Annotated in this window: 14 protein-coding genes and 1 tRNA gene; 5 read left to right on the top strand and 10 right to left on the bottom strand. The window is 61.2% G+C overall.

Features of this window, described 5'->3' with window-relative positions:
- Nucleotides 1-79: 79 nt before the first annotated feature.
- The 6 genes from HMPREF2792_RS06385 to dcd form a co-directional block, all read right to left on the bottom strand.
- Nucleotides 80-3,661, bottom strand: coding sequence for a DUF6923 family protein (locus tag HMPREF2792_RS06385; protein ID WP_070531956.1), 3,582 nt, complete (start codon nucleotides 3,659-3,661; stop codon nucleotides 80-82).
- A gap of 101 nt (nucleotides 3,662-3,762) precedes the next feature.
- Nucleotides 3,763-4,590, bottom strand: a complete 828-nt coding sequence (locus tag HMPREF2792_RS12995; RefSeq protein ID WP_141746423.1) for a pilin N-terminal domain-containing protein — start codon at nucleotides 4,588-4,590, stop codon at nucleotides 3,763-3,765.
- The gene (locus HMPREF2792_RS06375) at nucleotides 4,590-5,501 is read right to left on the bottom strand and encodes a class C sortase (protein ID WP_070531953.1); all 912 of its coding nucleotides are present in this window, start codon (nucleotides 5,499-5,501) and stop codon (nucleotides 4,590-4,592) included. Before HMPREF2792_RS06375 ends, HMPREF2792_RS12995 begins: the two co-directional genes overlap by 1 nt.
- 120 nt (nucleotides 5,502-5,621) lie before the next feature.
- Nucleotides 5,622-7,148, bottom strand: coding sequence for a SpaH/EbpB family LPXTG-anchored major pilin (locus HMPREF2792_RS06370; RefSeq protein ID WP_070531949.1), 1,527 nt, complete (start codon nucleotides 7,146-7,148; stop codon nucleotides 5,622-5,624).
- Nucleotides 7,149-7,791: 643 nt separating this feature from the next.
- Nucleotides 7,792-9,123 carry a UDP-glucose dehydrogenase family protein gene (locus HMPREF2792_RS06365; RefSeq protein ID WP_198530304.1) on the bottom strand — a complete coding sequence of 444 codons (1,332 nt, stop codon included), beginning with the start codon at nucleotides 9,121-9,123 and terminating at the stop codon, nucleotides 7,792-7,794.
- A 53-nt stretch (nucleotides 9,124-9,176) separates the two neighbouring features.
- On the bottom strand, nucleotides 9,177-9,749 hold the full coding sequence (gene dcd / locus HMPREF2792_RS06360) for a dCTP deaminase (RefSeq protein ID WP_070523734.1): 573 nt from the start codon (nucleotides 9,747-9,749) through the stop codon (nucleotides 9,177-9,179).
- An 87-nt stretch (nucleotides 9,750-9,836) separates the two neighbouring features.
- Here dcd and HMPREF2792_RS06355 point away from each other — a divergent pair.
- A tRNA-Gly gene (locus HMPREF2792_RS06355) sits at nucleotides 9,837-9,910 on the top strand.
- Nucleotides 9,911-9,941: 31 nt separating this feature from the next.
- On the opposite strand, the gene HMPREF2792_RS06350 is transcribed toward HMPREF2792_RS06355, so the two are convergent.
- From HMPREF2792_RS06350 to HMPREF2792_RS06340, 3 genes are read right to left on the bottom strand one after another with little or no spacing between them, the layout of a single operon-like run.
- Nucleotides 9,942-11,714, bottom strand: coding sequence for an ABC transporter ATP-binding protein (locus HMPREF2792_RS06350; RefSeq protein WP_070531942.1), 1,773 nt, complete (start codon nucleotides 11,712-11,714; stop codon nucleotides 9,942-9,944).
- A 3-nt stretch (nucleotides 11,715-11,717) separates the two neighbouring features.
- On the bottom strand, nucleotides 11,718-13,409 hold the full coding sequence (locus tag HMPREF2792_RS06345; RefSeq protein WP_198530303.1) for a VanW family protein: 1,692 nt from the start codon (nucleotides 13,407-13,409) through the stop codon (nucleotides 11,718-11,720).
- A gap of 34 nt (nucleotides 13,410-13,443) precedes the next feature.
- On the bottom strand, nucleotides 13,444-14,505 hold the full coding sequence (locus HMPREF2792_RS06340) for a glycoside hydrolase family 3 N-terminal domain-containing protein (protein WP_070531936.1): 1,062 nt from the start codon (nucleotides 14,503-14,505) through the stop codon (nucleotides 13,444-13,446).
- Nucleotides 14,506-14,563: 58 nt separating this feature from the next.
- On the opposite strand from HMPREF2792_RS06340, the gene HMPREF2792_RS06335 reads away from it, so the two are divergent.
- Genes HMPREF2792_RS06335 through HMPREF2792_RS06325 form a run of 3 tightly spaced genes read left to right on the top strand, consistent with a single transcriptional unit; the run spans nucleotide 14,564 to nucleotide 18,541 of the window.
- Complete coding sequence (locus tag HMPREF2792_RS06335) at nucleotides 14,564-15,070, top strand: universal stress protein (RefSeq protein ID WP_070525873.1); 507 nt, start codon at nucleotides 14,564-14,566, stop codon at nucleotides 15,068-15,070.
- Nucleotides 15,071-15,102: 32 nt separating this feature from the next.
- Nucleotides 15,103-15,300 (top strand): DUF2613 domain-containing protein, encoded by a 198-nt coding sequence (locus HMPREF2792_RS06330; RefSeq protein ID WP_070531932.1) that lies wholly within the window; start codon nucleotides 15,103-15,105, stop codon nucleotides 15,298-15,300.
- 1 nt (nucleotide 15,301) lies between these two features.
- The gene (locus HMPREF2792_RS06325) at nucleotides 15,302-18,541 is read left to right on the top strand and encodes an alpha-(1->3)-arabinofuranosyltransferase domain-containing protein (RefSeq protein WP_070531927.1); all 3,240 of its coding nucleotides are present in this window, start codon (nucleotides 15,302-15,304) and stop codon (nucleotides 18,539-18,541) included.
- A 159-nt stretch (nucleotides 18,542-18,700) separates the two neighbouring features.
- On the opposite strand, the gene HMPREF2792_RS06320 is transcribed toward HMPREF2792_RS06325, so the two are convergent.
- The gene (locus tag HMPREF2792_RS06320; RefSeq protein ID WP_070531925.1) at nucleotides 18,701-19,867 is read right to left on the bottom strand and encodes an acyltransferase family protein; all 1,167 of its coding nucleotides are present in this window, start codon (nucleotides 19,865-19,867) and stop codon (nucleotides 18,701-18,703) included.
- A 53-nt stretch (nucleotides 19,868-19,920) separates the two neighbouring features.
- Between HMPREF2792_RS06320 and HMPREF2792_RS06315 the strand changes: the two genes are divergently transcribed.
- A complete protein-coding gene (locus HMPREF2792_RS06315) occupies nucleotides 19,921-20,895 on the top strand; it encodes a PorA family protein (RefSeq protein ID WP_070523757.1) in 975 nt (324 codons plus the stop codon).

Raw genomic sequence — 20,895 nt, 5'->3', positions numbered from 1 at the left:
AAAACACAACAGGCGCTGTGAGGTTTCCTCTCACAACACCTTTAGTGTTTTCGGGTGGTCATCCCCTGAGGGGTGGGTTCTAGCTCAGCTGGCGGCGTCGCGTCGCGAGAAGCACGCCGAGACCGATGATGGTCAGACCAACCAACGTTGGTACCCACAAACCAACGCCGCCTGTCTTGGGAAGATCGCCTTGGAATACGTTGGCGACTGTCATCACCACGTCCTTTGAAGAAAGGTTCCATTGGCTCGGAGCCTTGCTGTAATCCACCTCTTGAGCAATGAGTTCAATGCCCTCTGGGTCGTCGAAGGTAATATCCGCCTTCACGTCCTTGCCCTGACCGCTCACAGACACCCTGAAGTCAATTGGCTTTGTAAGCAGGCTGTAGGACTCCGGAGCCTTAGTCTCAACGAGGCGGTAATGCCCCGGCTTGAGTTCCTCCGAGCTAAAAGTGCCGGTTTCCTGATTCAAAGTTAGCTTCGTAGCAACACCCGTCTCGTTGCCCTCATTGTCGAGCGTACGCAGCTCGAACTCCGCGGTCTTGAGCTTCTCTGCCTCAGCAAGGACGTTCTCCTTGTTGAGATCATCGCTTGAAATCTTGGCTAGGTGCAGACGAACCGTATCGGTTCCTTCTTCCGGATAAGGAACACAGCCATCATCTTCTTTATTTCCAACAATGGCAGTGTTGAAGAAACCTTGTCCAGGTTTGCATTCACCAGTTTTAGGTGCTGCAGCATTTGCGTCGATCGCCACCTGCATCTCGACTTCGAAGACGTGCTTACCGTTACTGGTTTGACCAAACTGTTTGGTACCCGCAGGTTGGATTTCAGCGTATCCAGCCAGCTTGAACGGGCCGGCTCCTTGCTGAATTCCGGATCCCGCCTTGCGACCAAATTCATCAGTCTTGGTCCACGAGGTCTTCAGAATTTTCACTGAGTTCGGAAACTCCGGCTTATCAACAACCTCGTCATAGATTGCGCCCATATTTTTATCTGGGTTGGTCACGGTAATTGTGTACTTCAGGTTGTAGGTGCCATCGCCGTTAGCAATTGCGTGATCCTCAACAGCATCCTTTTCCACCAAAGGATCAACCGGCTCAGGCACGGTATCAGGGGCAATTGCCGATGTACCGTCAGTGTTATAAGAACTGGGCGCAGTTCTCGTCCCAACAATTCTCGGCTTCACACTTCCGATGCTGGCCGCAGCATTACCGACCTTGATTTCCACAATTTGGCTTACGCCCCCTTTGGAAGAGCTACCGCCCAAGCCAAAGGCCAAGGTATCGCCAGATTCTGCCCATCCTTGTCCCCATACCGGCGCTTTATTCGGGTTCCCGAGAAAACCAAACAGGGTCTGGCCGGACGGCATAGTCAGGTTAGTGATATCGATGCGATCAACTTTGCCAGTGGAGAGATTGATTCGTTCAAGCCAGATCTTTTGCGGAGTGCTTGGGTTTGCCCACCCGCTTTGAATTCCCCACGCATAGTTGGGGGCATCCGAAAGAGCTACGATGTCCTCAGATACGGTACGGTAATTTTGTCCGATGGACCATGGCGTAGCAGCCGCTTGTTTTGCGGGGAATTTATTCTTAGAAGTTGCTGTGAGCCGATCGAGGTCAACCTCGTAGAGCCGTCCGGCTCCCCAGCTTGATGACGCAGCTACCCAGTACTTTCCATTCGAGTCGAAGGTACCCGCGTTGATGCCGCTGCCTAGATCATTGGAGTATTCACCGACTTTGCTAGCGTGCTCAGGTAATTCGCCAAGGAATCCTTGCACGCGTCCGAGGTCGAAAACCTCACCAGTGTAGGGGTTAATCTGAAGCAAATGCCCAGCAGGGAAACACGGGTCCTCGATGTGGCCGACAGAATCTACAGTCCTAGGCTCACTAATCGCATAGATGTAGTTATCTTTATCGTTGTAAGCGATTGCGTTGTAAACCCATCCGCTTTTCGGCCCGACTTCGTGGGTCTTATAGTTTCCCGTCTCATCTTGTACTTGCAGGTAGAGCTGCGAAGAAATACGGTCTTTACTACTGTTCGGGCTGGCCACCACAAACCGCCTCGTGCCGTACAGAGCCTCACTAGCAGTAAGGCTACGAGCAGGCTGACGGCTGTCGGGTTTTGTATCGCGCTGGGTACACTTCTCGCCTGAAGGAGTTACTGGGGGAACATCCTTCTCTTCAATCGGGGCAATCGGAAGCCCTGGCTCAGGCTCAATCACCCAGTCCTTGTCACGCGAGCCGTTAATGACGAGATCTTCCGAGCGGGTAGGCTCCGAACGGTACGAGGTGCGGAGAACAACCTGGGAATCCTTCGCAACTTTGACCGAGCTGAGCCGCTGTCCATCCTTGGTTGGGAACCATGTGATTTCGACGCGATCCGAATACGTTTTTACCTCGTGTTCAAGCGTGACACCATCTCCCAAACCCTCAATGGGCAGTTCAAAGTAAACGTCTTCGAGTCGCGCGGAAGGACTCAGGGTGAGGTGAGCATTCTCGAAGAGAGAGTTCTCCTTCACCGTAAACGTAGTCTTATACGGGTCCTCACCCTCGGTCTTCTGTTCCGACAACTCAACCCCGTTGCCGGTGACATTGACCCGGTGGCCTTGGGACTCATTGTCCATGTCCTGGCCCCAGATTTGCACTGCATACGTGCCATTCGGAGGTGCGACTGGGTTAAAGATGATGATGTCGCCACCTTGGAAATATAGATCAGTCACCTTCGGAATGAGCTGGAATTCCGTGTCATAAGACTTATTAAGAGAATTCCAATTCCATTCCTTCTCATAGAGATCCTCAAAGGTACGGTCTACAACAGTCGTGCCATTGCGCACAACGCGGATGCGAACGGGGCCCGTGATCGACTTGGTATTGGAATCATTTCGGTCCTTCTTAATAGCGAACCTTGTCATCCGCCATTCACCGGTTTCGTTCACGGTCATGCCCAACTCTGGATTGCCGTTGAGGAATTTCGGCTGGGGATTGGACAGCGACAGCTCTTGGTCGTATACGCCCGGCTGACCATAAACAGGACCCGGTTGCGCTGCACGAAGACGTCCACCGTTGGTCGACTCTGGGGACAGCTCTAAAGCATCGGCTTCTTCAGGTGCATTAGTATCGGCCTCGGATTCCGTTGATTCTTCTGCAATGGTCTCGGAGGCCTTCATACCGAAACCAGATTCCTTGAGTTCCTCCTTGGACGGTACTTCGTCGGCTTCAGCTACGGAGTACTCAGCCTCATCCGTGGTCTCAACCTCAAACTCAACCATGCGCGGAGGAACCGAGTACAACGCCTGGATATCAAAGGCCAAGTAGCTTTCCTGATCGTCAGCGTCCTTGTCATTGTTCTTATCGGCGTTCACGAATCCGTAGAACTCAGGTTCAATCTCATGCCCGTCAATAGTTACCTTGCGGATCTCCTTGATCTCACCCTTGCCAACACGCTTGATGGCAAACACATCCTCCAAAGAAGCTTTGAACCCAAAATCCCATGCGTACCCCTGGGGGTCCTCGACGGTGATGCGGTCTACATTTTTCTCCCGCTTTACCGTAACCGCCTGTTCAGTTTCGGCAGGCTCTGTTTCTAAAGGGGAAACGGATTCTTGCGCCGATACCTCAACCGGATAGGTTCCTAGGCCCACGGCAAGGGCGAAGGAAGCAACCACAGCGGAGACTCCTCGTATCGCGTTGCGGGTACGCGAGCTCGCAGTACGTGCTGCAGGCTTTTTAAAGTTTCGCATAATCGTTCTTTCCTAGAGTCCGCGGTTTACTGTGTTTGCTTGTTTCCGTTGCGCCGTGCGAGTACGGCACCGAGTAGTACGAGCATGCTGCCGAGGCCTACGGCCCAGAGAACGTTCGCACCTGTCGACGCCAGTGGGGAGTCGCCGTTGCTTGAGACTGGCGGCTCGCTCGTGGGGGGTTCTTCATGCGGCCCGGTTGGAACTCGGGGTGTCGTTTCTTTCGAAGGGGTGCCAGGATTGTGCGGCGGAGTGTCTTCTGGTGGCGGAGTATCTCGGGGCGTTGTTACCGGAGTTGTCGACGGAGGAGGAACATCTTTGTCCTTATCCCACTTAGTCACCACGACGTTCTCATAAGTGAACGATGTTCCTTCAAGATTGGCCAGAGGCAGAATAATCAACTTGGGGGATGAGACATGATAATCGAACGCGCTGTCCGGTTCGTCTTCTTCGAGAAGATAGAGCCCTGGTTTAAGGCGTTCGAAGTGAGCACGTCCGTCATCCCCAGTTGTTTGGGATGCGACACGCACGAGGCCCTGAGCACGAGCATCATCGAGCTCCATGTTCTTGGCCGCTGCTCGGCCAGCAGATGTGGTGACATCGATGCCTTTAACTTCCGACAAGGTAAAGGTTGCACCAGAAATTGCAGGAGGCTTCTCACCGGCGGGAACAGGATCGAAAGGATTCGTGGCGACCTTCTCTACTACCAGTGAGATTGAGCGCTGCGAATCGACGCTTTCTGCAACAATTCCTCGATCATTTCCACTAATCACGCGGGCATCTGCTGCGGGTAGGAAGAGCCCCGAGGATAGTACTGTTGCTGCAGCAATCGCCGCTACGTATTTGGTCCTACGCATTATGATTCCTTTTCCTCTTGAGCTTCCTCGGCGTGAGTGCTTTTCTGCTTTTCCCGGTAGACCCACCAGATGAGTCCTATGAGGACCAGGAGGGAGATCCCCAACAACAACCACATCCACCATTGGAAGATGGAGGCGGATTCGTCGATAAGCTGCTCTTCGTCCGGGTCCATCGGCACGCGTTCCGCATGAACAAGCAAACGGTGGGTGTTGATGCCGTATGGAGTACAGGTGACAAGGGTCAACAGGTCACGATCACCATCTGCACGCAGGTTGTCTACTTGGTCCGGCAGAACAACCTCAGTCTCATAAACTTGGTATTTCATTCGCTCGCCAAACGTAGAAATGTAAACCGCATCGCCCGCTTTAAGCTCTTCAAGGTCATCAAACATGGTTGCATTAGTCAGACCCGAGTGGCCGGTGATAACCGCGTGAGTTCCCTCGCCTCCGACGGGAAGAGACGTCCCATAGAGGTGACCTAATCCGCGCTGCAGGGTGGAATCCTTAGTGCCATGGTAAAGCGGCAGCTTTACGTCGATAGCGGGGATGACAACTTGGGACATCGCCGGTGCCCCGCTGAGCTGGTCGAGGTACTCCTGGTATTCAATATTGTCTTCGCTGATGCGAGTAAGCCACGGGTCCAAAATCGGGCCGTTGGTATGCGCGGCGTTGTAGCTGCGCGCCGCCTCAACCTGCTCACTGGCCTCTTGAGCATGGTAAGCATCCCGGAACTCCCGCTCGTACTCCTCAGTGACTTGCTGCTGGAGGTGGTTGTTCCACTGCGTAGCCAAGACTGGGTACATGAGCACGCATAGACCGGCGAGAATGATAACGACGGGCAGAACGACACGCTGCATTAGCGAGCGCTGCTGCCTGTGCTTGTGCGCAGGTGTGCGCGTTGCGATGCTCATGCTGTGTCCAATCTTTGTTTAAAAGGGGCGGGGATACTTTTGAAAGGCGCCTCCCCGCGTGGGTACGCCGCATGCTGGTTTAGCGTTCAGTGGCCGCTAGACCAGCAATGCACAGCACGCTTAAGCAGCGTTACGACGGGCAACGAATACGCCGGCACCTACAATGGCGAGACCAGCGAGAACCAGAGCGGTGATACCCATGCCACCGGTGTTCGGGAGGAAACGGTCGCTCGGCTTATTCTTCAGGTCGAAGGAGTACGCAAGGTTGTCAACCTTCACATTGCTCACATTGCTCAGGCCAGACACGTTCGGAGCAGTCTGGGTGCCACCGTCCGTGCGCTTAATTACGAACGGAACCAAACGCTCATCAAGCTGGAAGCCGGTCGGAGCCTTGGTCTCCTGTGCACACAGCAGAGTGTTGTCATCGGCATTGTCAGCAAAATCGGTGGCGTGAATTCCAGTGATGGAGATCTTGCCGTCCTTACCAGTGGTCCAGGAAGACTTACCGTTGACGTTCAGAGCCTCGGTATTAGGAAGCTGGGTGTAGCCATCCTCACCGGCCTGGCACTTCACCAGGCGGAACTCTGCACCCTGAAGCGGGGTTTTCCCGTCCTCACCAACCTTGTTGATGTTGAGGGTACCCCAGTAGGTCTTTACTTCCTCGGACTCGCGGTCGTACTCACCTCTACCATCACCATTGTTGAAATACAGCTTAGCCTTGTTAGGAATGACCTCAACGTTTTCCGGCGCCTTCGTGGTGATACGGGTCAGAACCTTGGTGCCAGCCTTCTGTTCAGCCAAGAGGGCACGGCCATCTTCATTGAACTGAAGGTTGATGTTGTGCTTCTCATCTTTCGCCGGTGCGGGAGTGATGACAGCATCGTAGTTTTTCGAATCCACCTTGGTTGCGTTTTCCCAGCTGGTGCCCAGGCGAACTTCAATTTTGTCAGCAGTCGGAGCTTCAAGGCGACCATCGAGAGCATCTTCGACTCGGTAGCTTACGAGCTTGTCCTCACCAGAAGCTGCCTTCGGGATGTCAGAGCTGATGGTGTAGGTGTACTCTTGACCGCCGTGCTTGTCTTTATCCTGAACGGTCTTTTCAATGCCCGCACGGGTGTTCTTCGGGTAAACGTGAACGTTATTGATCAGACCAGTGCCGGTCTCATTGGTAACCGGCACGGAAACCAAGAAGTCAGGCCCGGGAACGAAGCCAGAATTTGCTGGAACCTCAAGCTCGGAGACGCGGTAGACGCCTTCCTCAAGGCCGGTGAACTCGATGACACCGTTTCCATCAGTCACACCACTCTTTTTGACTGCTCCTTCAACAGGAGTGGCCTTCGAGGCATCATTCTTGTCATCACCCGTAGCTGGGGTTACGCGGATGATCGAGAACTTGAAGCCTGCAGGAGTATCGGGGGTCTTACCCGGGATCTTAGCTTCATCCAGCTTCGAACCATTAGACGTCCCGGAGTTGTCTCCATTGAGGTCACGCTTCGTGATGGTCAAGGAGTAGCCAGCCTCGTTGCCCGGCTGCTCCACCTGTGCAGCGGCCGGGGCTGCATTCTCAATAGCCAATCCTGCGGAGCCAGCAAAAGTGAGACCCGCTGCGATGGCGATTGCGGCAGTCTTCTTAATGACAAGTGCCATGGTGAGATTCCTTTCGGAGATTCAGTATTCGCTGGGCCCGTTGCGGTCAGCGATGAGAGAAAATTGAGCGCTCAAGAACTTCTCAAGTTTTCTGGGCCCAGCTTGGGCTCCATTTGAAACCTTACTACTTGCTTAAAATCAAGTCGATTTCACCTGCCACCCGACTACCTGCACGACAGCCCGATACTAAATCTTTTTGACAGACTCATACTTCTTCCAGCCATAGCCCAAAACTATCCATCACCACGGCCACAACAATAACCAGCATAAATATGGGCTGGACACCGACATACACTTAAAACTTGCAGACATTCACCCAACCCTGAATCTCGCACATAGTTGCTGAACACCAGTAACATTCAGGACCCTTTTCGGGGGTGCCGAATAGGTGCTGTACTGGAACTATAACTCAGGCCTTTACCCCCTTTGACCCTTGAAATACTTCCCGTTAACTCTCAAATAGCCAATACTCTTGACAGCAGTTTTCAGCTTCGATTTCGCGGAAGCTGAAAACTGCTGTCAGAAATAGATGCCTCGCCCCCTTTTCATTCAAAGGCGACCAAAGCTCTGCACCGAATCCTCAATTAAGAATCACCGCCCACCCCCAAGGGCGATGAGACAACGCATTCGGCGATTGTAGGCATTAAGCTGGCAGGACGCGCCCCAGAGCATCGAGGGTCCAGCCGGCGCTGCGCCACTTGTCGACGTCCAGTACGTTGCGGCCATCGATGATGTGGCGGCGGGCCACGAGCTCACCGGCCTCCGCCGGGTCAAGGTCGCGGAATTCCTGCCACTCGGTGGCGAGGATGACCAGCTCGGTGTCCTTGAGGGCGGCGTCGGCAGTCGGCGCGTAATTGAGGGTTGGGAACACCTTCTTCGCGTTCTCCATGCCCTCCGGGTCATAGACCGTGACGGCAGCACCAGCGAGGGAGAGCGAACCGGCCACGGAGAGCGCCGGCGAATCGCGGACGTCATCGGAGTTGGGCTTGAAGGCGCAGCCCAGAACGGTGACGCGGTGGCCGAGGAGGGAGCCATCGAAAGCCTGCTTGGCCAGGTCCACGACGCGATCGCGGCGGCGCATGTTGATGGCGTCGACCTCGCGCAGGAACGTCAGCGCCTGATCCGCACCCAGCTCGCCGGCGCGCGCCATGAAGGCGCGGATATCCTTGGGCAGGCAGCCGCCGCCGAAGCCGAGGCCAGCACCGAGGAATTTGCGGCCGATGCGCTCGTCGTAGCCGATGGCGTCGGCAAGCTTGACCACGTCCGCCCCTGCAATCTCGCAGATTTCAGACACCGCATTGATGAAGGAAATCTTGGTGGCCAGGAAGGCATTGGCGGAGACCTTGACCAGCTCGGCGGTTTGCAGGTCGGTCACGATGAACGGGGTGTTCTGCGCCAGCGGCTTGGCATAGACCTCGCGGGCAACCTCTTCGGCACGACTCTCGGCGAATTCGCCGACGCCGAGGACGATACGGTCCGGGGTGATGGTGTCCTTGACGGCATAGCCCTCACGGAGGAACTCCGGGTTCCACGCAATCTCCACGCTGGTGCCTTCCGGGGCGATTTCATCTGCCATTTTCTGCAGCTCCGCTGCGGTGCCCACTGGGACGGTGGACTTGCCAAAGATGATGTGCTCGCCCTTCAAGCGCGGCACGAGCTCCGTGATGACGGACTTCACGTAGGTCAGGTCCGCCGCATAGGAGCCGTGTGCCTGCGGGGTTCCTACGCCGAGGAAGTGCAGGTTGGCGAATTCCGCGGCGTCATCATAGCTGGTGGAAAAACCCAGGCGGCCGGACTCGATGTTGCGCTCAAGCACCTCCGGGAGGCCGGGCTCATAGAACGGCACGCGGCCGTTCTTGAGGGCTTCAATCTTGCTTTCATCAACATCTACACCGAGTACCTCGTGGCCGAGTTCCGCCATGCAGGCGGCGTGCGTCGCACCCAGGTAGCCGGTACCAATCACAGTCATACGCATAACCGGGAATTTTAGGCGCGGTTGACCTGAAGCGCGCGGCGAGAACGAAAAGTTTAACGGAAGTTCAGATAGGACTTCGACGGTGTAGGCCCGCGCTGGCCCTGGTACTTCGACCCCAGTGCGCCGGAACCATACGGGGCCTGCGCCGGCGAGGACATCTGGAAGATAGCCAGCTGGCCCACTTTCATCCCCGGCCACAAGGTAATGGGCAGGTTCGCGGTGTTAGACAACTCGAGCGTGATGTGTCCGGAGAAACCCGGATCAATGAATCCGGCCGTGGAGTGCGTCAGCAGGCCCAAGCGCCCCAGGGAGGACTTACCCTCCAAGCGTCCAGCCAAATTCGCAGGCAGGGTGAACTTCTCCAGCGTTGCACCGAGCACAAACTCACCCGGATGCAGCACGAAGGCATCGCCCTCAGCCACCTCTACCTCGCTGGTGAGGTCCGGCATCTCCTGCTTGGGGTCGATATGCGTGTAGCGCGAGTTATTAAACACGCGGAAGAACTTGTCTAGGCGCACATCGATTGAGGAAGGCTGGACCATCTCTGCGTCATAAGGCTCAATGCCCAAGGCATCAGGCCCCTCTGAGTCGATGGCGGCACGAATATCACGATCGGAAAGAAGCACGGCACACAGTCTACCTCCCCACTGGGCCTTTTATGGCCTCGGGCGGCGGCGGTGCTAAGCTTTACTGCGATGCAGATTCTGCATTGCGCCGACGTAGTTTAATGGTAGAACTGCAGCTTCCCAAGCTGCTGGCGCGGGTTCGATTCCCGTCGTCGGCTCCACTTATTTACCCAGCTCAGGCTGGGTTTTGTTTTAGGTCTCGTCGGCGGCGCGAAGCAGCGCAGCATAGGCGCCGCCACGCGCAAGTAGCTCGGTATGGGTGCCGCGCTCGACCACGCGGCCGGCGTCGAGGACGACGATCTGGTCGGCATCGCGGATGGTGGACAGGCGGTGTGCAATGACCAGGCGGGTGGCGTCCGCGCCAAGCACTGCATCCTGGATGGCGCGCTCCGTTTCGTTGTCGAGGGCCGAGGTGGCCTCATCGAGGATGAGCACCTGGGGTTGGCGCAGCAACGTGCGCGCCAGCGAGAGGCGCTGCTGCTCACCGCCGGAGAAGCGGTAGCCGCGCGAGCCCACCACTGTGTCCAGGCCTTCCGGCAACGCGGCGATGACCTCGTCCACGCGCGCGGCGTTAAGCGCCGCCCACATCTGCTCCTCGCTGGCATCGGGCTGCGCGAAGAGGAGGTTCTCCCGCACGGTGCCGTGAATGAGGTAGGTCTCCTGGGAGACCACGCCGATGACCGCCGCGCGCTGCGCCGGCGGAATGTCACGCAGGTCTACCCCGCCTAGGTGCACGGTGCCTTCGGTGGGATCGGCTAGGCGTGCCAACAGTGCGGCGACAGTGGACTTGCCGGAACCGGTGTGCCCCACTAGCGCGGTGGTGGTGTGGGCGGGGATGGTGAGAGAGACGTCGGAAAGCGCGTCGGTGTCCGTGCCGGGGTAGCGGTAAGAGACGTGGTGGAGGGTGAGGGAGGCGTCGGCAAGCTGGGCGGGCCGGGTGACCTCAGTGAGATCGGGCTCCAGGTCCAGGTACTCGAAGATGCGGCTGAACAGCGCCATCGACGCCACCCACTGCGCGCCCACGTTGAGCAGGCCGGTAATCGGGCGGAAAATCTGGGTCTGCAGGGTGGAAAAGGCGATGAGGGTGCCAATCGTAATCCCCGGGCGCAGGCCGGCCACCAGGTAAATCAGGGCCGGCATCACACCAAAAATAATCTGGGTGAGCGCCATACGCCAGCGCCCGGCCAGCTGCGATTCCAACTCCAGGCGGATGAGGGAGCGCGAGGTCTTCTCAAACCCGTCATAGACGCGCTCCTGCGCACCCAGCGTGGCCGCCAAACGCATTCCGGAAACCGAGAGATTCTCCGAAATGGTCTGCTGCAACGTTGCCTGCGCGCGGCTGTTTTTCTCCATGAGGCTGCGGCGCAGCACGGCGGCGCGGCGGGTCAGCCACACTGCAGGCGGCAGTACCACCAGGGACAAAAGCGACAGCGTGGGGGAGAGCGCGACCATCGCCACCAACGTAGCCACCGTCATGGTGAGGTTGCTGGCCACAGACGTCGCCGTGGTGGTGACCATGCCGCGCATCGCCGCGATGTCATTGGTCAGGCGCGATTGAATTTCCCCGCCGCGGTTATTGGTAAAGAACTGCAGGGATTGGCGCTGCAGGTTGGCAAAGACCTGCGTGCGCAGCTCGTGCATGATGATGTGCCCCACCCGCGCCGACAGGAAGGACTGGATAACGCCAATGGCCTGGGAGACCACGGTAATGGCCAGCATGCCGCCGACGAGCCACAACAGCAGCGTGGTGTCGTGTTCAGGAATGGCCTCATCCACGGTGCGGCGCACCAGGAAGGGCTGCACCACCGTCAGCCCGGAGGTGGCGATGATGAGCGCCACCACCACAAGCAGCGTGCCGCGGTGCGGGGCAAACAGGCCGGCCACGCGGCGGAAAGCAACCGGGTGCTGGGCCAGCTGATCGACGTCCGCCGGGTCCTTCACCGCGGTGTGCATCGGCCGGGTCATGGCTTAACCGCAGGTAACGATGGGCTGCGGGTCGTAGACCGTGGTGGTGGTCTCCCGGGAGATCTCCTTGCCGGAGAGGTCCCTGATCACGCGGGTATCCGAGGTGGTAAAGCCCGGCGCACCAGACGACGGCGAGCAGTCCTCACTCACCGACTTGCGCTGCGGCTCGGTCTTGGCCCAGCGGCCGTTGTTGATGGATTCGACGTCGACCGTCTTCACGCCCTTGAAACGCACGGTGATGTCGCTGCCGAAGTCAGTCTCAATACGCACCGGGTGGTTGGAGGTGTTCTTGAACTGCAGGTCAATCGCACCTTCGTAGACGGTGGCCTCGCGGCCGGCCGGGTAGCGCGAAATGTAATAGGAGTGCGGGGTGTGCGCCACGTCCTCCATGCCGGCGAAGTAGGCGGCGTTGTACAAGGTGGTGGCGAACTGCGAGATGCCACCGCCCACGGCAGTGCCCGCGTGACCATCGATGATGATGCCGGATTCCACGTAGCCCTGCGCGGTACCGCGTGGGCCGGTGTAGCCGTTGAGGGAGAAGGTCTCACCCGGGTTGACCACGGCACCGTTGACCTGCTGGGCCACCAGGCGGATATTGGTGCCGGAGGCCCCGGAGAAACCGCCGGTGGAGAACTCAGACACGGTGTCATCGAAGGTGGCCTTCTCCGCCATCTCCGTGGTGAACTCGGCGGGGTCCGGCTTGTAGTCGGCATCCCATTCGCGGTCGTCCTCGCTGCTCACACGGTCCTCGAAGCCCTCGAAGGTCTTATCCCAGTCGATGATGGAGCCATCCACAGACGGCGTGATCTGCTTGTCATTGCCGCTGAAGGAAATCTTGGCGTTGGTGCCGGGCACCTCGGAGCCTTGCATACGCTCTTGGAAAAGCTCGCGCGCGCGGTCCTTATCTACCTTGAGGCGCAGCTCGCCGTCTTCGGCGGCGATGGAAACGAACTGGGAAATCTCCGGCTTGCGCAGAGTGCCGGTGGTGTTGTTCTCGCCCTTCAGGGTTAGCGGGTTATCCAGCGCGCGGGCGGCATCCCCGGTGCGCATGGCCTCGATGGCCTCATCATTAATCTGCGGCTCCACCACCATCGGCTCGACGTCTACGCCCTCGGGGTCAAGCCAGTGCTTGACGACGCCCTCGTGCAGCTCCCCCTCGTCCACCGCCTGGCCCAGAACGGGCGCGGTCTCCTTGAGGGAGCCGTCGATAAGCTCCAGGTTTCCGTCCTTCGGCTCGATCTTCAGCTCGTTGCCCACGCGCTCGAGCTGGCCGGAGAGCTGGTTCTCATCGATGTCCACGGCAACAGGGATTTCCTGGGTGGGCTTGATGAAGCTGTACAGGCGCGAGAAGGGATTCAGGGAGGCATCGGGGATGCCATCGACGGCCTTCTGGTAGTTCAGGCTCAGGCCGGAGTCCTGGGGGATAAGCTGCGAGCTTTTCTCCCCGGAGCGGATATCCACGGGCTGGGCCGCGACGTCCCCAAGCTCCTGCTCCAGCTTCTCCACCGCGGCGGTGCGCTCCATGCGGGAGATGTCCACGCCGCCGACCGACGTCGCGCGCGGAACCTTGTGTTGGTTGGCCATGACGTCCCACGCGTAGGCGATGCCGGCGATGAGTAGAAGTCCAACGAGCACGCCAAGGGCCACGTGGAGCCCCTTGCGCCGCTGTTGGCTGTGTCCGATTGCCTTTTTCACGTGTACGAGATTAACGGCTGCCAGCTGGTTTTTACTAGTCGCCCTCGTGCTGGGCCACGACTTCGGCGGCCGCGTCGATGACCGCGTTGATGTCATCGTCGGTGGACCACAGCGGCATATCGGCACCTGCGGCAAGGGCTGCGGCCACGGCCTCCGGCACGCTGAAGTTCTCCGAGATGGAGGCCATTCCGCCCAGGTCATCGGTGTAAATGGTGCCCTCGAAGCCCAGCTCCTCGCGGGCCAGCTGGTAGGCCCGCGGGTTGAGGGAGGCGGGTTCGTCGCCGAGGCCTGGGACCACGAGGTGCCCCATCATAAGGGCCGCGTCCGGGGCTTGCGGGATTGCTGTGTGGAAAGGCACGAACTCGTGGCCAGAGAGCTCCTCCAGCGGCGGGGTCACCGCCTCACCCAGGTGCGTGTCCCCGGAGGCGCGCCCGTGGCCGGGGAAGTGCTTGAACACGGCCTTCACGCCGGCGGCCTGCAGACCGCGGGCAAAGGCCGCACCATACTCGCCGGCGGCCTGTGGGTCGGTGGAGAAGGCGCGGTCGCCGACGACCTCCAGGTCTCCCCCATCCACGTCGAGCACCGGTGCGAAGTCCACCGTCACGCCGTGGGCGCGCAGGCTGTGGCCGATCTCCGTGGCCAGGGCCTCAACCTCCTCCGGGCTATGGCCCTCCGCCATGGCCTGCGGGGAGGGGTAGTCCCCTAAGATTTCGGAGAAGCGCTGCACGCGCCCGCCCTCGAAATCGATGGAGACTTCGAAGTCGCGGCCCAACTCCTCTCGCAAGGCGTTGAGGCCGCGGGGGCCGTCGCCCAGCAGTTCCGGGTCGGCCCAGCTCGGGATGAAGAGCCCGCCCACGCCGGCTTCCAGCTTGGCGCGCGCATCGTCATAGTTCAGCGCCGGCGGCATGAGCTTGGCGGCGGCGCGGGCGCGGACGTCCTCAGGCGCGGCTTCTTGTGGTGTCGCGTCGCCCGACGCGGCGCTCGGGGCCGCGGCGCTGGTTTCGCTGGGCGGGGCGTCGGAAAGCTCAGGCTCCGTACTGCACGCGCCTAGCGCGCAGGTAGCACTCAACAGGAGGGCGGGCATTGCTTTTTTCATGCACCCCAGTGTGCCTGAAGCACCCGCGCGGGCAACAACCGGTTGTTAGGATGGTCACATGAATAACGGAGAGACCATGCTCATTGCCTATGACGGCTCCGACCGCGCCGACCGCGCCCTCGAATACGCCGCGCGGCTGCTGCGCCCCACCGATGTCGAAATCCTCACCGCCTGGGAACCGTCCGCGCGCCAGGCCGCCCGCGCGGTCAGCCGCACCGGGCTGCACCAGTCCACGGTCTCACCGGACAGCGTGGAGGATGACCCGGCCTATGAAGAGGCCCTCGCCATCTGCCACCGCGGTATTGCCAAGGCCGAGTCTCTTGGCCTGCGCGGCCATGCCCACCTGGTGGAATCGGTGACGACGATTCAGAGCGCGATTGTTGACGCCGCCCACGAACTCGACATCGACGTCATCGTCACCGGAACCCGCGCGCTCACGGGCTTCCGCTCACTGTGGAATAACTCCACTGCGGAGTACATCGTGCGCAACGCGGGCCTGCCGGTGTTCATCGTTCCGCCGGAGAACGATGAAGAGGACGACGACGCCGCGGAGAGCCACTCCTAAAAGGCGGCATCGAGCTGCTAGAATCTGGCGCCATGGCATTCGACAGCGATTCACTCAACAAGCGCACCCTGGGCCCGGCCCTGGGCAGCGCGGTCGTTGGCGTGGCGCTAGGGGTCGTAACCATCCTGGGCATCGCACAGTTCTCGCAGGCAGATGCCGTGCCGAACGATAATTCCGTCAAGGCCTCCGACGCCGTGATGGGCGGGCCGGAGTACGGCTCCCGCAAGTAGCGTGCGCGCACGTATCGGGGGGCTTTTCTTTTTAGCCCTCGTGGTTCTGGTGCAGCCGTGGGGGCTGACCGCTGCTGATACCAAGCACGATCTGGTGGCCAACCCCGCGCATTTCTTGCGCTGCGCGCTGCATGCTTATACCGATACTTTCACGCTGGGCCAGTTGCAGAACCAGGCCTATGGCTACTTGTTCCCGCAGGGTTTGTTTTTCCTGCTGGCGGACCCACTGCCGGATTGGATAGCGCAGCGCGCCTGGTGGTTCTTGGTCCTGGCCGTGGGCTTTCTGGGCTTCTTCCGCGTGGTCCGCACAGTGCTTCCCGCCGCGCCGCGCTATGCCGCGCTGATGGGCAGCCTCCTCTATGCGCTCTCCCCGCGCACGCTGACCACGCTGGGCGCGATTTCCTCGGAGACCTGGCCGGTCATGCTGGCCCCCTGGGTGCTGCTGCCCTTCCTGCGGCCGGGCCGTCTGTGCTGGCGGGATGCCGCACCCTCGGTGGTGGCGGTGGCGTGCATGGGCGCGGTTAACGCCACGGCCACACTCGCCGCTTGCCTGCCGGCGGGTGTGATCCTGCTGTGGCGGCGCGCGGGCAAGACCGGCCTGGTGTGGTTGGCTGGGTGCGCTGCGGTATCCGCGTGGTGGATTACCCCGCTGCTCATCCTGGGCCGCTATGCCCCGCCTTTCACGGAATTCATCGAGTCCGCCGGCGTGACCACGCGGTGGCTCAACCTGGCGGAAATCCTGCGCGGCACCACCAGTTGGGCGCCGTTTGTGGATACCGAACGCGTCGCTGGCAACGAGCTGGCCACCGAGCCGGTCTTCGTGCTTGTCACCGTGGCCGTGGCCGCCCTGGGTCTTATGGGCCTGGCCCGGCTGCCGCGCGAGTGGGCCTTCATGCTGTTGGTGGGGGTGGCCGTGCTCGGCACGCATGCCACCTGGTACCTCGACGCGCTCGATGGCCCTCTGGCCGCGCTGCGCAACGTGCACAAGTTCGACCCGCTGGTGCGCATCCCGCTGGTTCTCGGCGTGGCCGCGATTGCCGCCCGGGTGAGGTTGCCGCGGACGTTGGCACTGGGGCGTCGTGAAGCAGCGGGCCTTCTGGTGTGCCTCGTGGTGATGGGCGCGACCGCCCCGGCGTGGGCGGGCAGGCTACTGCCGAAGGGCGCGTACGAGGAGGTGCCCAGCTATTGGCAGGAGGCCGCTTCTTTCATGAACAGCCTGGATACGCGCGTGCTCATCTACCCACCGGCGTCCTTTGCCCGCCAGGACTGGGGGTGGACGCGCGATGAGCCGGCGCAGCCGCTTCTCGACGTCCCCTGGGCCGTCCGCGACGCCGTTCCCCTCATCCCGCCCGAGGCAATCCGTGGTCTGGACGGTGCGATGGCGCAGATCGAACGCGACCCTGCCACCGCGCCCTTAGTGTTGCAACGCCTAGGCATCGGGGCCGTCGCGGTGCGCCACGACCTCATGTCTGGTTCTTCGGACCACATCCCGGGCGAGGTCCACACCTTCGGGGAGGTCGACGTCGTGGTCTTCGACCCCGACCTCTCCATGAACCTGGCGCCTGCGAATCCGCCGCGCGTGGCGGGCGGTGGGGAGTCGCTCGCGCTCCTCTCCGGTCCTCACGAACTCGTCTCCTCCAACGCCGATATCGTCACCGATACGCCTGCGCTGCGCGACCGCAACTACGGCACGCTTTCCGGCCCGGTCTCCGCGCCGCTGGCCCCTGATGACCCCTCCACCGTGCGCAATCGACTGCGCGATTACCCTTCCGCCGGCCCGCTGACCCAGGTGGTGGAGCACGATGGCCGCGTCACCGCATCTTCGTCTGCCGCGGATGCCTCTGCCTTCGGCGGGGCGAACCCGGCGCGCTCTCTTACCGCGGCCGTTGACGACGAGAACTCCACCGCGTGGTGGCCAGCACCCGGCGATTCCGGTTGGCTGGAGCTGCACTCCGATTCCACGTGGACCTCGCCCACGCTGCGGCTGATGACCACCGGCACGACTGAGGTGACCATCCACAACGGCGACTCCAAGGTGACGGTCACCATGGAGGCCTACCGCGCCCGCGATATCCGCGTGCCCGGCGCGAAAGCCTCCACCATCCGCATCGAGCCGCAGCGCCGCACCGGAATTGCGGAAGCCTCCATCGTGGATCAGCCCACCCCGCGGCGCATCGTCACCGTGCCCGATACCTCGCCCGATGCCGAGCAGTTCCTCTTCCAGCAGGACAACGAGCACATCCTCATCCGCTCCTTTACTACCCCGCGCGACATGACGGTGCGGGTCTCCGGTGAGAAGACAGTGCTTATCGACGGCTCCCCCCACGCCCCCAACTCCACCCTCAACCTGCCCGCCGGTCAGCACCTCCTGCGCACCACCGGCGACTGGGCGGCGCTGACCGATACCGCATCCTCCCTGCCCGCGCCCCTTCCCGCTTCCTCTGACCGCTCTTCAGCCGCAGCCGGGTCTTCCGCCGGCTCAGCCGCCACATCCGGTGCTGACCACGGCTATACCCCGCTCGCTGCCGGTGAGACCATCGAGCCCGCCGACCACGACCGCCTCCTCATCACCGGCCGTGCCTTCAACGAAGGCCTGCGCGGCGAGCTGCGCTCCCCCAGCACAGCTGCGGTCTCGACGCCAGGTTCAGCACAAGACTCAGCGCCGGACTCAACGCCTGCCTCCAGCTCGGAACCACTGCCCCTCGAACCGCGCTCCATCGATGCCGACACGCAGGCCTTCCTCATTCCCGCCGGTGCCGGCGGCACCTTCCACATGTCTTTTGCTGCCGACCGCGCCTATCGCGTCGGCTTGGGCCTCGGCGGCGCGCTCGCCGCGCTGACCACCGCGCTGTGCCTGCTCGTCATGGCCCGCGGCCCCCGCCCTCACTCCGCTTCCCCCGCCGCCTCCGCTGCTTACACGGCACACAACACCGCCTCGTCCAGCCCTGCTACCCACTCGTCTACCTCGGCGCGTGTCCTTCTAGCCCTGCTCATCGCGGCAACGATGGCGCTCGTCGCGGGCCTGCCCGGTGTTGCCGCCGCGGCCGCGGCGTGGGCCATCACCCGCTGGACCACGTTGCGCCCCGACTACCTGGCGGGCGCGCTCACTTTGGCCGCGGGCGCGATGCTCGCCCGCGCACCCTGGCCCACGGACGGCTACGCCGGCGACTCGCTTCTGGTGCAGCTGCTCTGCGTCGCGGCTATCACGTGTGCCTGCTTCCCATCCCGCCGCACGTCCTAGGTACCCGGCCCCACCCCAGATGGTTTCCCTCAAAAAGTACTAGTCAAAAGGTGTCTTTGGGGGCAAGGAAACCATCTGCGGCGGTGTAAAAGGTTTGTTTGGGGTCAAGTAAACCGTTTGACTAATGCCTTCTGGAAAATGCCATGAGTGAAGTGCCATCTACGGCCCCGCCGAGCCAGCAGAACCAGTAAAACCAGCGGCGTTGGCAAGGGATCCGGAACCGCCAGAGCTCGCGGAATCGGCGGCGAGGCGCGGCAGCGAACGCGGAATGGTGATGCGGCCGCGGGCGAAGGAGCGGATGAGGTCGCGGCCGGGGACCTCGACAAGCGCGTAGGTCGCAGCAGAAAGCACACAGCTAACGACCACCGTGAAGACCAACACCACCGCGAAATCCCCGGCAGAGCCGGAGAAAGCAGACACGCCCAACAGCGGGAAGGCAATGGCCAGCACCGCTACGTGCCACATGAAAACACCATAAGACCAGCGGCCCAGCGCTCGCATCACCTCGGAAGAAAGCCAGCTTTCCCGCGGGGCCAGCGCCACCGGCACCACGATGCACGCCCCGCACACCGCCCCCGCCGCAATGCGCCGCGCAAACTCACCCGGTTCTGGATGCACCAAGCCCTGCGGGCCGAACCACTCGCGGCTGGCCAGCCACACGCAGCCCGCCGCCACCGCCCAACAGGCGGGACGCACAATCCGCCCAGCACGCAGGCGCACCTGCGCGGCCTCGGCCTCCGCGGCCAACATTCCCACCGCAAACCACGAGAAATACGCGGGCGGCCAAATCTGCGTATTGACATCGCCGGATTCATATCCGGCCACAAACGGCAGAAAACCCCAGAACAAACTCAGCACGCCAGCTCCAGCAATAAGTGCAACCCGCGGGCGCGCCGAGAGCTTATCCAACAACCACGCCAACAGCGGCAACACCGCGTAGAAGGCGAACTCCACGCACAGCGACCACAATTGCGTTAACCCGGGAACCAGGCCATCAGCAATATAGAGCTGCGTGCCAGTCAGGTTGGTGATGACCTGCGGGAGGGTTAAGGGGGAAGCGTCGGGAAGCAAGGCGAGGACTACCACCACACACACCACATACAGCGGTGCCAAGCGCGCCACGCGGGAGAGCACGTACTGCCCCGCCGTGTGCGCGTGCCGCCGGCGCCACAACAAGAAACCGCTGAGGACGAAGAAGACCGCCACCCCGTAATCCAGGCGCTCAGCCCAGGCCCAGCCGGTGGCCGTCTGAAAAGACACGTGCGTGACCACGACTGCCAATGCTGCCAGCGCACGCACGCCTTCGAGCTCAGGGAGAAAGCGCATGGCCCACTACGATACTATTTCTGCAGTGAATCCCTCGACCGATCGGAGCTGACGTGTTCCTTCGCTCCCGCCTAGCGCAGGTGACGATTGCCGCCGCGGTGTTCCTCATACTCGGGTCCATCCTTCCGCCGCTGTATAACAACCAATCCCGCCCGCTGCCCAGGGACCTCAACCTCGAGATCCACGCGGAGCACGACGGAGCCACGTTCACCCGCCACACCACCACCGCCCCCGCGATGAAGGATTCCGTGGCCCGCGCGCAGTCCACCGTGGACCTCACCTTCAACGGCGAGACCATCGCGCACATCACCGAGGAATCCCAGCTCAACCGCGAATCCACCTACCCGGTGGCGGGGCCGAACACGACGCAGCACATCGAGCTGCCCGCCTTCGACGTACAGGTGGAAGACCGGGTGGAGCGCGACGGCATCAGCTACTTCTTCCCCTCCGGCGCGGAGCAGCGCTCCTATCCCTTCTTCGATCCGCTCACCCAGGACACGGAGCCCATCGATTTCCTGCGCGATGAGAAGCTCGACAGCATCCCCACCTACGTCTTCCACCAGGATGTCGCGCCGGTCTCGCTCGGGGAGGTCTTCGCCTTCGAAGCCCACCGCTCCGGCCCCGCGGGCGATTTTTACTCCGCGGAGTCCTTGGAGCGCTACAACCTCAAGCCGAAATCACACGTCATCCTCGAGCCTTTCTACGCCGTGAGCCGCACGGTGTGGGTGGAGCCCACGACCGGCACCATCGTCAACGAGGAGGAGCACCCGCGCATCTTCTGGGCCACGGACGCGCGCCAGGCCCAGGCCATGGTCGATGCCGATGACACACACGAGCGTGCGCTTCTCGACGTCCCCCTCTCCTGGTCCGATTCCACCCGCACCGAACGCCTCGACTCTGTTCGCCGGGTCATCGACACAGTCAAAATCTTGAGCCTCGTCGGCTGGCTGGGCAAGGCCATCGGCGTGGCGTTGTTGGCGGTGGCGGCCGCGATGTTCATGCGCCGCCATGCAGCGCAGAGCGCGTAG

This window comes from Corynebacterium sp. HMSC068H04 (assembly GCF_001811255.1).
GTDB lineage: Bacteria > Actinomycetota > Actinomycetes > Mycobacteriales > Mycobacteriaceae > Corynebacterium > Corynebacterium hesseae.
This window is presented reverse-complemented; position numbering and strand designations above follow the sequence as displayed.